The 14563-nt window shown below is 52.8% G+C and carries 14 protein-coding genes and 1 rRNA gene; 7 read left to right on the top strand and 8 right to left on the bottom strand.

Going from position 1 to position 14563, the window contains the following annotated elements:
* Window positions 1-85: 85 nt before the first annotated feature.
* The 7 genes from ychF to B5F35_RS08495 all read right to left on the bottom strand — a co-directional run bounded on the left by ychF (window position 86) and on the right by B5F35_RS08495 (window position 4943).
* Window positions 86-1180 (bottom strand): redox-regulated ATPase YchF, encoded by a 1095-nt coding sequence (ychF, locus tag B5F35_RS08520; RefSeq protein ID WP_087239995.1) that lies wholly within the window; start codon window positions 1178-1180, stop codon window positions 86-88.
* 113 nt (window positions 1181-1293) lie between these two features.
* Entirely contained in the window at window positions 1294-2475 is a 1182-nt protein-coding gene (locus tag B5F35_RS08515) for a site-specific integrase (protein ID WP_087239993.1), read from the bottom strand.
* Window positions 2476-2585: 110 nt separating this feature from the next.
* Entirely contained in the window at window positions 2586-2792 is a 207-nt protein-coding gene (locus B5F35_RS08510) for an excisionase (protein ID WP_087239991.1), read from the bottom strand.
* Between the two features lie 31 nt (window positions 2793-2823).
* Complete coding sequence (locus B5F35_RS08505; protein ID WP_087239989.1) at window positions 2824-3687, bottom strand: ATP-binding protein; 864 nt, start codon at window positions 3685-3687, stop codon at window positions 2824-2826.
* Window positions 3678-4352: a replication initiator protein A gene (locus tag B5F35_RS08500; protein WP_162611384.1), complete on the bottom strand. Its 675-nt coding sequence runs from the start codon at window positions 4350-4352 to the stop codon at window positions 3678-3680. The genes B5F35_RS08505 and B5F35_RS08500 overlap by 10 nt, the downstream gene beginning before the upstream one ends.
* A gap of 69 nt (window positions 4353-4421) precedes the next feature.
* A complete protein-coding gene (locus B5F35_RS18705) occupies window positions 4422-4589 on the bottom strand; it encodes a hypothetical protein (RefSeq protein WP_162611382.1) in 168 nt (55 codons plus the stop codon).
* 24 nt (window positions 4590-4613) lie between these two features.
* Window positions 4614-4943, bottom strand: a complete 330-nt coding sequence (locus B5F35_RS08495; protein WP_087239985.1) for a plasmid mobilization protein — start codon at window positions 4941-4943, stop codon at window positions 4614-4616.
* Window positions 4944-5364: 421 nt separating this feature from the next.
* On the opposite strand from B5F35_RS08495, the gene B5F35_RS08490 reads away from it, so the two are divergent.
* From B5F35_RS08490 to B5F35_RS08465, 6 genes are all read left to right on the top strand, one after another.
* Window positions 5365-5958, top strand: coding sequence for a type IV toxin-antitoxin system AbiEi family antitoxin domain-containing protein (locus tag B5F35_RS08490; RefSeq protein ID WP_087239983.1), 594 nt, complete (start codon window positions 5365-5367; stop codon window positions 5956-5958).
* On the top strand, window positions 5955-6779 hold the full coding sequence (locus tag B5F35_RS08485; RefSeq protein ID WP_242969446.1) for a nucleotidyl transferase AbiEii/AbiGii toxin family protein: 825 nt from the start codon (window positions 5955-5957) through the stop codon (window positions 6777-6779). Before B5F35_RS08490 ends, B5F35_RS08485 begins: the two co-directional genes overlap by 4 nt.
* Before the next feature lie 119 nt (window positions 6780-6898).
* Window positions 6899-8536, top strand: coding sequence for a site-specific DNA-methyltransferase (locus B5F35_RS08480; protein WP_087239981.1), 1638 nt, complete (start codon window positions 6899-6901; stop codon window positions 8534-8536).
* Between the two features lie 13 nt (window positions 8537-8549).
* Window positions 8550-11153, top strand: coding sequence for a DEAD/DEAH box helicase (locus tag B5F35_RS08475; RefSeq protein ID WP_087239979.1), 2604 nt, complete (start codon window positions 8550-8552; stop codon window positions 11151-11153).
* 215 nt (window positions 11154-11368) lie between these two features.
* Window positions 11369-12571 (top strand): recombinase family protein, encoded by a 1203-nt coding sequence (locus B5F35_RS08470; protein WP_087239977.1) that lies wholly within the window; start codon window positions 11369-11371, stop codon window positions 12569-12571.
* Between the two features lie 13 nt (window positions 12572-12584).
* Complete coding sequence (locus B5F35_RS08465; protein ID WP_087239975.1) at window positions 12585-13016, top strand: hypothetical protein; 432 nt, start codon at window positions 12585-12587, stop codon at window positions 13014-13016.
* Between the two features lie 452 nt (window positions 13017-13468).
* On the opposite strand, the gene B5F35_RS08460 is transcribed toward B5F35_RS08465, so the two are convergent.
* Entirely contained in the window at window positions 13469-14206 is a 738-nt protein-coding gene (locus B5F35_RS08460; protein WP_162611383.1) for an HAD family hydrolase, read from the bottom strand.
* A gap of 249 nt (window positions 14207-14455) precedes the next feature.
* Here B5F35_RS08460 and rrf point away from each other — a divergent pair.
* Window positions 14456-14563, top strand: a 5S ribosomal RNA gene (gene rrf / locus B5F35_RS08455); the annotation flags it as partial.

Here is a 14563-nt window from a genome sequence, read left to right as displayed (position 1 = left end):
GCATGAGGGCCGTCGTTTTTCTGCATGGTTCGCCGCGGGACGCGGCGTGCGCGTCATGCCCGCCGCAGGCGCAGACTCAGTCTGCTCAGACGTTGAAGCGGAAGAGAACGATGTCGCCGTCCTGCATGACGTACTCCTTGCCCTCGCTGCGGACAAGTCCCTTCTCGCGGGCGGCCGTCATGGAGCCGCAGGCCATGAGATCGTCGAACGCGATGACCTCGGCGCGGATGAAGCCGCGCTCAAAATCCGAATGGATCTTACCGGCGGCCTGGGGCGCCTTCGTGCCCTTCGTGATCGTCCACGCGCGCACCTCGGGCTGCCCGGCGGTCAGATAGGAGATCAGGCCCAGCAGGCTGTAGCAGGCGTTGATCAGGCGATCCAGACCGGACTCGGAAAGGCCCATATCCGCGAGAAACAGTTCCTTTTCCTCCGGCTCGAGCCCGGAGATCTCCGCTTCAATCTCCGCGGAAATCGGCAGCACACCGGCATGCTCCTCGTCCGCTATCTTCTTCACCGCCTGGAAATACGGATTGTTCTCCACGCCGTCCTTGAAATCCGACTCCGTCATGTTCGCCGCGTAAATGACAGGCTTGTTCGTCAGCAGCGAGACGGTGGAGAGCAGCTCCGCCTCCTCCGGCGTGCACTCCACACTGCGCGCCGATTTGCCCGCGTCGAGGGCCTCGCGCACGCGCTTGAAGAAGTCCAGCTCCGCCTGGTATTTCTTGTCGGCCTTGAGCATCTTCTGCGTCTTGTCGATGCGGCGATCGAGGATCTCCATATCCGAGAGGATCAGCTCGAGGTTGATCGTCTCGATGTCGCGGGCCGGGTCGATGCTGCCCTCGACATGCACGATATCGTCGTTCACAAAGCAGCGCACGACATGCACAATCGCATCCACCTCGCGGATGTTCGCAAGGAACTTGTTGCCAAGCCCCTCTCCCTTGGACGCGCCGCGCACCAGCCCGGCGATATCCACAAACTCAATCGTCGCGGGCGTGTACTTCTCCGGGTGGTACATCTCAGCCAGCTTGTCCAGGCGCTTGTCCGGCACAGCCACGACGCCGACATTCGGCTCGATGGTGCAGAACGGATAGTTTGCCGCCTGCGCCCCCGCGTTTGTGATGGCGTTGAACAGCGTGCTTTTGCCCACGTTGGGCAGACCGACGATACCTAATTTCATGTATTCTCACTTCTCCTTAAAAAATGCCGTATTTACAAGGTTTTTCGCACTTTGACGTTTTGGCGGCTACGCCATTTTTACGCCAATTACGCATTGACTTGTATTAAGTTATATCAACATACGCTGCTGAGTTGAAATTGCTTGACTGCCTGATCCAGCGTTTCATCGGTTACATGGACATACCGATCCATTGTGGTTTTGATGCTGGCGTGCCCCAGCAGCTTTTGCAGCACTTTCGGCTGCATTCCGCTTTCAATCGCACGGGTTGCGTAGGTATGGCGCAGAGCGTGCATACAAAAGCGGTTGATCCCCGCTTCATCGCAAAGCTTATAGAGGTGGGTATCATAGGAACTGTTTTTCGCCGGTTCCCCTGTGCGCCAGTTGATAAAGACCAGATCCCGCATCACAAGCCGGGAAGTAACGCCGGTGCGCCTATCCATGTATTCCAGCGTTTGTGACAGCAGGGGGGATTCTTTTCTGCTGCTCCGGCTATCCCACACCTCTTTCAGAATGTCATACGCTTTATCCGTCAAAGGAATAGTGCGATAGCTCTGCTGAGTTTTGGGAGGACCGGCACGCCAAACTTTCTGTGCGTGACGAAACTCCAAGGTCTTGTTCACCGTAAGCGTCCGGCGCTCAAAGTCGATGGCATCCCATGTTAAGCCAATCATTTCTCCGGTGCGCAATCCGGTCTCAAGGATGAGCGCATACTGGTTGTAATTGTGGGAGCGCCGTGCTGTTTCAAGAAATAGGCGCTGTTCCTCCCGCGTCAGATAGTGAATATCATCCACAGCGCGAACAGGCTTTGTAAACCGAACGCCATCCATGGGGTGCTTTGCAATCAGGTCGTTCATCTTCGCAGCCTTAAACATTGTCCCCATCGTGATGTATGCCTGACGAATGGTGGAACCTGCGTAATCAGCATCCATCTGGATAAACACCTTTTTGCAGTGCATCGGTTTTACATTGGCAATCAGCATCTTCCCGATGACCGGCTGAATATTGCGGACATAGCGTTCCCGGTAATTTCTGAGCGTGTTAGGAGCCAGATCCCCGACAATATTTTCAATCCAGAATTCAAACCATTCATCCACTGTCGTATCGGTAGCGACAAACACATCGTCATGCTTATCGGCGTACTTTGCGTCCTCAATCCAGTTTCGCGCTTCGGGCAGCGTCTGAAAATACTTCTCATGCCGCTTCCCGGCCTTATCAACAAATCGTGCGCTATACAATCCGTCCTTTCTTTGGTAGATACCCTTACCGCAGTCTTTTCCCTTGAAATTCTTTCCCATGGATGAGCTCCTTTCCCGCAGAGAAGAAAAGAGCACACTACTACACTATATAGTATAGCGCATGGTGCTCTTTTCCTCAAGGCTTCTCCGCGAATTTTTCAAATGCAATGTCAGATCACGAGTACCTGACTGATGTACTGTTCAAATTCTTTGCGCTTCACTAATTTCTTGCTGCCCACAAAAAGTACGAATGGGCAGTTTGGAGAACGCAGCATACTGTCGATTTTATTGATTCCGATATTGCTGTATTCGGCGGCTTCCTTTGCCGTGAGTGTCATTTTCAGGTGGATCGGCACCTTGCCGATGGAATTTTCCATTTGATTGCCCCTTTCGTAGAATAGAAGTTCGTCAATTTTCCTGATTCAAAATTCTTGCTGCCCGCTTCACATTTTCCGCGGCATTGCCCTTTCGGAAATTCTCACCGTTAAACTGGATGGGGATGCAGACCTCCAAAACCCTGTCATAGATACGGAGCTCATCCAGATCGGCAGCTTTCTGCATCACAGAGAGTGGGATGTTGGTGGTGACGATCATCGGTTTGCCGGTCAACAAACGCTTATTGACCACATCAAACACGCGCTCCCTGCCGAAGCTGGTGTTACGCTCCGCGCCCAGGTCATCCAAAATCAGCAGCTCCGGGCGCATCAGCATTTTCATGTAGGCATCCCGGTCAGCGCCGAAATTGCCCTGCATCCGGTTCACCACATCGGACAGCCCGGCAAATAGGACGGAAACCATTCTTTCAATCAGGGCGTTGGCAATGCAGCCCGCTGCATAGGATTTCCCGGTGCCAACATTCCCAAACAAGAGCAGCCCGGTTCCATCTTGGTGGAAACTATCCCAGTTTTCGGAATATCTTCTCGCTTTAACAAGCTGTGGAGTCATCACCTCGGCATTTTCAAACCGCCATCTGGCGGCGGGAATATCCCGGAACGCTTCGGAGCGGAGCATGGCAATCCGGTTCAGCCGTTCCAGCTCCCGTTGCTCCGCTTCGCGCCGCGCCCGTTCCTCAGCGGCGCATTTGCAGTCAATCGGGTGCTTGTCCAACCCGTTTTTGCGGTACTGTTCGGGAAAATAGGCTTCCTTGGGCGTGTGGCACTTGCCGCAGTATTTCAGCCCGTCATCCGGGTTGATGTAATCATCCGGGGCGGTGTTTAGGGTCTCTGCTGCCTCAACGATTGCAGCCATAATCGGGTTCACATTCACAGACATTCTCCTTCCTCATAGGTCTCTGTATAGTCGTAATTTTTACCGGGCTTCGGTTTGCTGTCCTCGTCCAGCCACTTGCGGATTGTAGCGTAATGGTTGGCATAGTGCTTTCCGCTGGATGCCATATAGGCCGACAGCCGGTTGATGTAATCCTCGTATTGGCCGGGATATGTGGATTGCAGATCGGCCAATTCCCTGTCCAAAAGAAAAACATTCTGATACTGTCCAAAACAGCGGCGGGCGTTCTCCCTCCTGTTATTCTGACTGGAATCTGTTTTCTTCTTCTCTTTCTTACTTATGGGCAAATTTTGCCCCATACAAGGGGAAGATTCCAGCCCATCCATTGGGCAGAACTTGCCCTCTGGACGGGAAGAAAGCTGCACCTCATCGGGTAGTTGCAGGAAAATACGATTTGCCCGGTTCCAGCCTTGCCGGACACGGGTGATAAGGCCCGCATTTTCCAGCTCGGCCAGCGCGGCCTTGACCGTCCGCTCGCTCCGGTTCAGGTCATTTGCCATCTGCCGGATGGTGTAGATCACATAGACATCCCCATCCTCCGAAACCCAGCCGGATTTCTGAGAGAGCTGTGTGCGTCCCAGCAGCAGCGCATAGAGCAGTTTGGCATTGATTGAGTATTCTCCCCGAAGGATAAACCGAGGCAACGGCACGAAAGGCGGCAGCGGGGTGTTGGTTTTGTAGTAGATGGTGCATCACTTCCTTTTTCCGGCAAAGGGAAATTAAGGCGGGCGGTGGGATCGTTTGGAGTGGTAATGCGGGCAGACAATCACCATTGCACGGAAACTTTGCTTGCAGTTGTGAACGCACCTGCGGCAAAGGGCGTTATAGGCGATGCGCCTGCGGTCATTCAGAAAGAACGCCCATTCTTCTTTTCGCTTTTTACTCATACGCGGCATAACGGCCTCCTGTCATTACAATTCCTTTCGCTGGTTTTCTTTGAGCAGCGACCAAATCTCGACTTGCCGTTCTTTCAGCTCCTCAACATCCTCAGCGTAGAGATGCCCGGTGCTGTTGATCCGGCGGCAAATCTGGTTGATATTGCTGGCAACCCGGCTGACGGCTGCGGCCAGCTTTTTCTGCTGGGTGTAATCCACTTTGATGATGTAGCCGTCGATTGCCATTTTTCTGAGATATGCGCCCATGTTCTTAGTACCGAGCTGAGCCATCTTGCTTTGGATAAGCTGACGCTCCTGCTCGGTGACGCAGAACTCGATGCGGATCGGCCTTGTGCGTTCAGCCATTGGATATTCGTCTCCTTCAAACTACAACGGACAATTTTTTGTGAATTGGGGGGGATCTCCCCAAAAAACTTTTCAATTTACAACGGACATTTTCTCCGAGAAAAACAGGGGTCTGCTTAAAAATAAAAATGCTCCCGGCCTTGGAAAAAGCGGAAGCATCGTAATCTGCGGATATGAAATTTCAGAGAACAGCAAGCACAGCCGCTGTCCGTACACACCGGCGAAATGAGCAATCCTGCCTGTTGGGCGTTCTGCTCATTGGTTCTTGTTGGGAGCACCCAAACCCCTGTTAACTCGTAACGAGAATTGACTTACATCATAGTATCGGCTTCAATTTTATCTTGATGTTGCCAATGCAACCGTTGACTATCATCGTGATTTTGGATATACTATTATCAGGTTGTTATTGCGAGGTGAGCGGATGGACTATATGGCGGAACTGGCCGCGATTGCGAATAAAAACGGCGGCATCATCGAAACGAAAACGGCGGCGCAGTACGGCATTTCCAAAGCGATGCTCTATAAGCTGTGCAAAGCAGAAAAGATTCACCGCATCGTCAAGGGGCAATATGTTCTCCCGGAGGATATGCAGGACGAATTACTGTCCATCAGCCGCCGGTCGAAAAACATTATTTTTTCCCACGAGACGGCGCTGTTTCTTCATGGAATTTCCGACCGGACACCCTTTGAGCACACCGTAACTGCGCCCTCTGGCTGCATTCCGTCTGCGGCCATCAAGGCGGAGTGCAAGGTGTACTACATCAAGCCGGAGCTGTTCGAGCTGGGCAAAACAATGCTGGAAACTCCCGCTGGAAATCCCGTTCCCTGCTACGATTTGGAGCGCACCATCTGCGATGTAATCCGCAGCCGTAACAAGATTGGGACGGAGACATTTTTATCGGCGCTGAAACAGTACGCCGCCAGCCCGAAGAAGGACTTGAACCGGCTGGATGAGTATGCCCATCAGATGAGGGTGTCGGGAGTACTGCGCCAATATTTGGAGGTACTACTGTGAGCAATGCCATGAGTCTGAAAGCAAAAATCCGCAACATCGCCAAGCAGAAAAATATCCCGGCACAGGTCATTTTGCAGAACTATATGTTCGAGCGCCTGCTTGTCCGGCTTGCGGCATCGGAGTACAAGGACAAGTTTGTGTTGAAAGGCGGGATGCTGGTGGCGGCCATCGTGGGGCTGGACAATCGGGCGACGATGGATTTGGACACAACGCTGAAAAATCTGCCCCTAACCCCGGAGGCTATCCGCAACGCATTGGAGCAGGTGGCCGCCGTTTCCTTTGACGACGGCGTGACCTTTAAGGTGAGGAAAATCTTGCCTATCCGGGAGGATGACATTTACGGCGGCTACCGTGTGATGCTGAACGCCCATTTTGATACGCTGATTACCCCGCTGAGCATTGATGTGTCCACCGGGGACGCTATTACGCCCCACGCGGTGCAGTACCGGTTTTCAGAAATTTTCGATGACGAGAAATCCTACGAGCTATGGGCGTACAACATCGAAACCGTCATGGCGGAAAAGGTGGAGACCATCCTGCGGCGCGGCGTGTTCAACACCCGACCGAGAGATTTTTACGATGCTTACATTCTGGCAACCACACAGAAATTTGATAAGGCGGTATTCGCCGAAGCGTTAAACGCCACCGCAACCCATCGCGGCACAGCTCATCAGATTGCGGATGTGTCCGCCATTCTGCACAACATCGAGAGCAGCCGGGAACTCAAAGCCATGTGGGAAAAGTACCGCAAGCAGTTTGCCTATGCCGCCCACATTGAGTACAGCCAGATTATGGATGTACTGAAAACGCTGGTTGGCTGACCGTGAACTGCACTCGAAATTAAGATGCCCGCAACACGGTTCGGGTTCGATTGGACAAAATACGGCCCTCCCGATACGGGAAAGGTCTTTTACGATAGCAGCAATAGGGAGGAACGACCATGCCGACATTGGAGTGGATTGGAAAAGAGAAAGTCATCAACCACCATCAGGAAGTGCCGTTCCGGGTGCTTGACCGGCAATACAGCTTTGACGAAAACGGCCAGCACGCCGGGGAGAAGGTGAATTGCGCCGAAGGCGCAAGAGAAACCGCCCTGGGGCGCAACGGCAGTGAGAACATGATCATCCACGGGGATAATCTGGACGCGCTGAAGGCCCTGCTGCCCCGGTATGAGGGACGGGTGAAGTGCATCTACATTGATCCGCCCTACAACACCGGCAACGAGGGCTGGGTGTACAACGACAATGTAAACGACCCGAAAATCAGAAAATGGCTGGGCGAAGTGGTGGGCAAAGAGGGCGAGGACCTGACCCGCCACGACAAGTGGCTGTGCATGATGTACCCCCGGCTGAAACTGCTGCAAAAGCTGCTGGCGGAGGATGGAGTTATTTTTATCAGCATTGATGACAATGCTCAAATGCTATTGCGTATGATTTGTGATGAAATATTTGGTGCAAGAAATTTTCTGGCACAAATGGTTTGGCAAAAGCGTACTTCTCCAGATGCTCGCAGGAAAGTAAGTACTGGACACGAGTATATTTGTGCATATCTAAAAAACATTAATATGGCCGATAATTCCATTAATCAGCTTAGTTTTTCTGATGCGGATAAAAGAAAATATAAAAATCCCGATAATGATCCTCGTGGCCCATGGGTTTCAACTGACTGTACAGCGCAAGCTGGCCACGGGACAAAAGATCAGTTTTACACAATGATTACACCAAGTGGGCGTATTATTGACTTGCCGGACAATCTATGTTGGCGATTTACAAAAGCGCGAATGGACGAAGAAATAGCCGCTGGTCGAATTTGGTTTGGTGCAGATGGAAAAGGAGTTCCAAGGAAAAAAACATATTTGTCTGAACGCGAAGGTCGTAACATATGGACTTGGTGGCCTAACACCGAGGTTGGCCATACGCAAGAGGCAACTAAGGAAATTACAACTATTTTTGGGAAAACGGCTACATTTGATTATCCTAAACCTGTTCGTTTAGTTCAGCGAATTATCCAAATTGCTACGGCAAAAGATTCGATTATTCTTGATTCCTTTGCAGGCTCTGGCACCACCGCCCACGCCGTCCTTAACATGAACAAGGCAGACGGCGGGCACCGCAAATTCATCTTGGTGGAGATGATGGACTACGCCGACAGCATCACCGCCGAGCGGGTACGCCGGGTCATCCGAGGCTACGGCGAGGGTAAGAGCGCAGTGGAGGGCACCAGCGGCAATTTCAGCTACTACGAGCTGGGCGAGCCGCTGCTCATCGGCGAAAACCTGAACGAAGCTGTTGCGCCCGAAAAAATCCGGGAGTACATCTGGTTCATGGAGACGAAAACGCCCTATACGCCCGCCGCTGGGGAGAATCTCTATTACCTCGGTAAGCACAACGATACCGGCTATTACTTCTACTACGAACCGCAGCGGATCACGGTGCTGGACTATGATTTCTTGGCTGCCGTCACCGAAAAAGCAGGCGGCACCGTGATTTACGCCGACCGCTGCTCCATCGATGACGATAAGCTGTCGCAGATGGGGATTGTTTTCAAGAAAATTCCCAGAGACATCAGCCGGTTGTAAGGAGGCGACATACATGGAACTGAAAACCTATCAGCGGCAGGTTATCGCCGATCTGAACCGCTATCTGGAACTGCTGGGCGAAACCAGAGACTATAGTGCTTCCTTCCGGCTCTTTTGGCAGGAGAAGAGCGCGCCTACGCTGGGTAGCTATCAGGATGTATTGCCCGGCGTTCCCAATCTCTGCTTCAAGGTGCCCACCGGCGGCGGGAAAACCTTTCTCGCCTGCAACGCCGTCCGGCCCGTGTTTGACGCGCTGCCGTTCACCAAGACAAAAGCGGTGGTGTGGCTGGTGCCATCTGACGCAATTTTGACACAGACAGTCAAAACCCTGAAAGACCCACGCCATCCCTACCGGCAGAAAATCGATGTGGATTTTGGCGGGCGGGTGGAAGTCTACACCAAGCAGGAGCTTTTGAACGGGCAGAATTTCAACCCCACCGCCGTCACCGAACAGCTCTCCATTATGGTGCTGTCCTACGATTCCTTCCGTGGCCGGGGCAAGGAGGGCTTGAAAGCCTATCAGGAGAACAGCAACCTTGCCGCCTTTGCCAAGGTGTTGGGCACGCCGGAAAATCCAATCGAGAAAGCGGACGAGACGGCGCTGTTTCAGGTCATCAACCAGCTCAACCCGCTGGTGATTGTGGACGAGAGCCATCACGCCCGGTCGGAGCTAAGCATTGAAATGCTCGCCAATTTCAACCCCTGCTTTGTGCTGGATTTGACCGCCACCCCCAAGAAGCGCAGCAACATCATCTCCTATGTGGATGCGGTGCAGCTCAAAGCGGAGCACATGGTCAAGCTGCCGGTGATTGTCTATAACCGGGACAGTCAGGCCGAGGTGCTGATGGACACGATCGACCTGCGGGACAGGCTGGAAGAAATCGCAGCGGCAGAATATCAGAATGGCGGAAAATACATCCGTCCCATCGCCCTGTTCCAAGCCCAACCAAAGGGCAAGGAGGATGCGACCACTTTTGAAAAGCTGCGGACGGAGCTGGTGAACACCGGGATTCCCGCCGAACACATTGCCATACGTACCGCCGATGTGAACGAGCTGAAAAATGTAGACTTGCTGTCCCCAGATTGCCCGGTGCGGTACATCATCACGGTAAACGCCCTGAAAGAAGGCTGGGACTGCCCGTTCGCCTATATTCTGGCTTCCCTTGCCAACAAAACCAGTCAGGTGGATGTGGAGCAGATTTTAGGGCGCATTCTGCGCCTGCCCTACACCGCCGAGCGCAGGGCAAAGTCCTTGAATATGTCCTATGTGCTGACTTCCTCCAATGACTTTAATGATACGGTCCAGCAGATCATCCGTGGACTGAACAGCGCCGGTTTCAGCGACAGGGATTACCGCCTTGCCGAGCCGGTAGAACCGGTTAAACCCGCTTCTGTTCCGGAACAACTTCCGATTATTGAGCCAGAAGCCCCACAGGAGGATTTTGCCGAGCTGGACGGGAAATCCATCGGGGCGGAGCTGCAACGGCGCAGAGAGAGCGAAAATTCGCCGGAATCCGCCCCAAAAGCGGACAGTATGCTTGCCGAGGCCCAGCAGGCGGGCGACGCATACAATCAGGCGGTGCAGGGCGCAGACAACGACCCATTTGCCGCCGCTCTGCCGTGGGAGGTGCGAGACAAGGTGAATACATTCCGTATGATTCCCCAGTATCGGGAGAGCGCGGATGGGCTGCTGATCCCGCAGTTTTTCCAGGTGATTCCGCAATCCCTGTTTACCGATGGGGACAAGGTGCTGTTGAGCAAGGAACAGCTTGCCGACGGTTTTACCCTGAAAGGCAAGGCATACGACATTGATTTTACCGCAGCGGACGATGAGATCGTCAAAGTCGATGTGGAGACTGGCCGCAGTGTGCCGAGGGCTTACCAGATGGAAGCTGCCGACCAGCGGTATTTCAAGGAGCATTTCAGCAGCTTGCCGCCTGAGAGCCGGGTGCGCCAATGTAAAGAAATGATGATCCACCAGTTGGACAAGCTGAACATGGTGGATGGCGGCGACTTGCGCGTCTATGTCAATCTCATTGTGGATGGGATGGATCGGGAGCAGCTTGCCGCGATGGAAAAAGCCCCGCTGGGCTTCGCCGCAAAAATTCGCGCCAAAATTGAGACTCTGCTGGAACAGCACTACAAGGAAACTTTCTTCACTTGGCTTGACCGGGGCAAAATCGTGTGTGAACCCAATTACCGCCTGCCTGCGGCAATCCACCCCATAAGCAGTACGGCGATTTACGGAAGGTCGCTCTATGAGGCCGAGGAGGACATGAACACGCTGGAACAGGCGCTGGTAAAGCAGTTGACGGCCATTCCCAATGTGCTGTGGTGGCACCGGAATATCGCCCGGCACGACTTTGCCATCAACGGCTACTTTAACCACTATCCGGACATTATGATTATGACCAAGAGCGGTAAGATCATCCTCGCCGAAACCAAGGGCGAACACCTGAAAAACGATGACAGTCAGGAGAAAATCGAGCTGGGTGCGGCTTGGCGGAATGCTGCTGGGAACCAGTACCGCTATTACATGGTGTTCCAGAACGAGGAAAATCTGCCGCACGGAGCGGTGAGCATGGGGCAGTTTTTGGAGACGGTCGAAGCCCTATAATAAGTGAATAACCGCATCTCATGGTTTCTGATGGGGCAGCAGAGAAATCTGCTGCCTTTTTCTTATGGTGACTACCCTGTGGGGATTCGTCCCGCAGGGGTTGTCATAAATAAACGCACAGGGAGGCGATACAGGTGAAAAGACAAATTCGCGCAAAGGAGGTGGCATACCCATGCAGCACGGGAAAAAGGCTGTAAATTCGATGGAGGCAGGATATGGCGAAACCGCTTGATCCCAAGAAGATAGAATCGGCCCGTCAGTTTAGCAGCCGTGCCGAGCGCAGGGAACAGCGGCGCAAACTCATGCAGGACGAGATTGCGGAGAATCAGCGCAGCAACGGCGTTATTGTGATTCTGCCCAAGAAGTTGCAGGAAGTGCAGCAAGAGCGCCCCAAACTGCGTGTTGCGGCATATTGCCGTGTCAGCACACAGGAAGAAGAACAGGTTGGCAGTTTCGATATGCAGGTCCGGCATTTTACCCAGCGGATTGAAGGTAATCCCGACTGGGAGCTGGTAGAAATCTATCAGGACGAGGGCATCAGCGCCACGACCGTCAAAAAGCGCCTTGGTTTTCAAAAAATGATTGCCGATGCAGTGGACGGAAAAATTGATCTGATCCTTACCAAGAGCATCAGCCGCTTTGGCCGGAATATTGTAGACATACTGGACAACCTAAATGTTCTTTCTGCGCTGAATCCTCCTGTCTCGGTGGAATTTGAGACGGAGCACATCACCTACACGGGCGATGGAAAGAACAATCTGTTAATCGTTCTTCTGTCCGCGCTGGCAGAAATGGAGTCCCAGCAGAAAAGCGAGGTCATCAAAGCGGGTATTCGCTGGCGTATGGCTGAGGGGATTTACAAATTCTCTGTACAGAATACTCTGGGATTCTACCGCGACCACTTTGGCCGTCTGGTGATTGAGCCGACCGAGGCAAGGATTGTTGAGTACATCTACGAAAGCTGTCTGGAAGGAGCATCGCCGTCAGAGATTGCGGTTGCACTGACCGAACAGGGGATCAAATCCCCTATGGGCAACGATAGCTGGTCTGCCGGTACCGTCCGCAGCATCCTCCGAAACGAAAAATACTGTGGTGATGCCTTGATGCAGAAAACCTACACCAAGGATTTCCGCACCCACAAGTCTGTGAAAAACACAGACCTGAATATGTACTTCAAGGAAAATCACCATACAGCAATTATCAAAAAAGAGGACTGGCTGAAAGTGCAAAAGCTGTTGTCTGAGCGGCACACTTCACCCCATAAGGCGAAACTGCGTTTCCTGAGCAACCGCTTTGTCGCTCACCGCGTCAAAGATGGCCTGTTCAAAGGGTATTTGATTCTGGATTCCCGGTGGTCTCCTGCTGAACGGCAGGAATTTATGAAAATTGTCGATGACACACAAGATAATACGAAATGAAAGGATTTTACCAATGAATTTTGATTTTTCTTCTCTGAATTTTGAAACGATTGACTCCAACATCAACGCTTACCCGGATATGTACCTCAACCAGAGCGGCGTTACCTTCAGCAAGAAGGTGTTGGAGGATATGGGTTATCCCGCTTATGTGCTGTGCCTGCTGGATGCCAAGGCAAAGGTGTTTGCAATCCGTATGTGCAAGAGCAGTGAGCCGAAGGGCTTTAAGTTCTCCAAGCCGCGGGGTGAACAGAAGGGCGTTGTGACGATTTCCAGCAAAAATTTGCTGGAACCGCTCCGCGCCGCCACGGGCGAGGATTGGGTTCCGGGCAAGCGGTACCGCGTTCGCGGCTTCTGGGTTGCTGATGCAAAAACCATGTGCTTTGATCTGAACGAAGGCGTTCAAGAGGATTTTCGTCAAAATCCCGCTAATAGCGATGACAAGTAAGCACGGAACCGTTTGACCGTATAAAAAAGATGAGCACGGCCCGTTTGTATAGGCCGTGCTCATCTTTGTTCTTTCTCAAAGTAGTAGTGCTCTTCTTCATCTGCAAATCTGCCGATTTCTCTACGCCATTTTTACGCCATTTCCGCATGGGACTGCATAGAGAAATATGAAGTTATAATTTGGTTGGTTTTGCGTAAAACCGCGCTGTATCAGGCTTTGGCGGCGTTTATAGAGAGGTATGGAGATATGAAATCCGGCGTTTGAACGCCGATACCTAATTTCATGTATTCTCACTTCTCCTTAAAAAATGGCGGTGTCACCCCGGCGGGGGAAAATTGCGCCGTGTGCGCGCAGGAAGGCCCCGCGGCGGCAGAAAGCCGGTGCAATGGGATCAGTATACCACACCCGGAGACTTTTCACAAGGAAAAGAGCGGTTTCAGGGAGCGGATGCTTCAGCACTGTTCCAGCATCCTTTGCAGCTCGCGCCAGTCCTGGATCTCCCAGTGGCCCTCGCTCTGCGGGCTCAGCCGCCGGCTTTCGGGGTTGAGCATCGCGCCGGTGAACCAGATCCCCTGGATGCCGATGGCCTGCGGGCCGTCCACATCGCAGACGGCGTTGTCCCCGCAGAACCACACGTCTCCGGGTTCCAGATGCGCCTTCGTCAGCGCCAGGCGGTAAAACTGCGGCATCGGCTTGCGGAACGCATATTCGCTCGACACCATGATGAACTCAAACGCGTGATTGGGCAGGCATTTATTGATCCGCTTGCACAGCGTTTTCTCATTGAAGCACAGGTTGCTCACCACGCCCGTGCGGATCCCCTCCTGTTTCAGGAAATCCAGAAGCTCCGGCACGTAGTCCACCGCCACCGTCGGCTCCGTGCGCTCATACCAGAACAGCTCCTCCAGCTCCTGATAGCCGATGGAGAATTTCAGCTCCAGCGATTCAAACACCGACCGCGCAAAGGCGTGCCAGCAAAGCTCCGGGCCGGTCTGCCACGGATCCTTGGAAAGGCGGAAAAGCGAAGTGTCCATGGACCAGAAGGCTGCGTCCAGCTGCTCCGGCGTGATGCCGCGCGGATTTTCCACAGCGGCCTTCAGCACCGCCCGGCATCCGCCCAGCGGGTCATCCCAGCGTTCGGTGCAGAGCGTCTGGCCGTAGTCAAACAGAATCATCTGCGGTTTTTTCATATTTGTCCCCTTCCTGCACACAAGTGCCGTATCTCGTTCCTCTGTTTTCTGATTCACATTATAAAAGGAGGGGAGAGAAAAGTCAAAAAGGGATTTAGTAAGAGGAAAATGCCCGAATTTCGGGGGTTTTTGAGGAATCAAAAAATTTTTTAAAAAATTTGAAAAAAAGGCTTGCATTTTCCAAAACGGTGTGATAATATATTGGAGTCGCCAAGAGAGACAGAAAAAACTCCCGGCGAAAACTGAATAGTTGGTGTTGATTACGGTGAGGGTCCACCCGTTCCCATCCCGAACACGGAAGTTAAGCTCACTGGTGCCGACGATACTTGGCTGGAAGCGGCCTGGAACAATAGGGAG

The organism is Anaeromassilibacillus sp. An200, assembly GCF_002160025.1.
GTDB classification, from domain to species: Bacteria; Bacillota; Clostridia; order Oscillospirales; family Acutalibacteraceae; genus Caccousia; species Caccousia stercoris.
The sequence above is the reverse complement of the archived record's forward strand: the minus strand, read 5'-3'. Positions and strand labels throughout refer to the sequence as shown.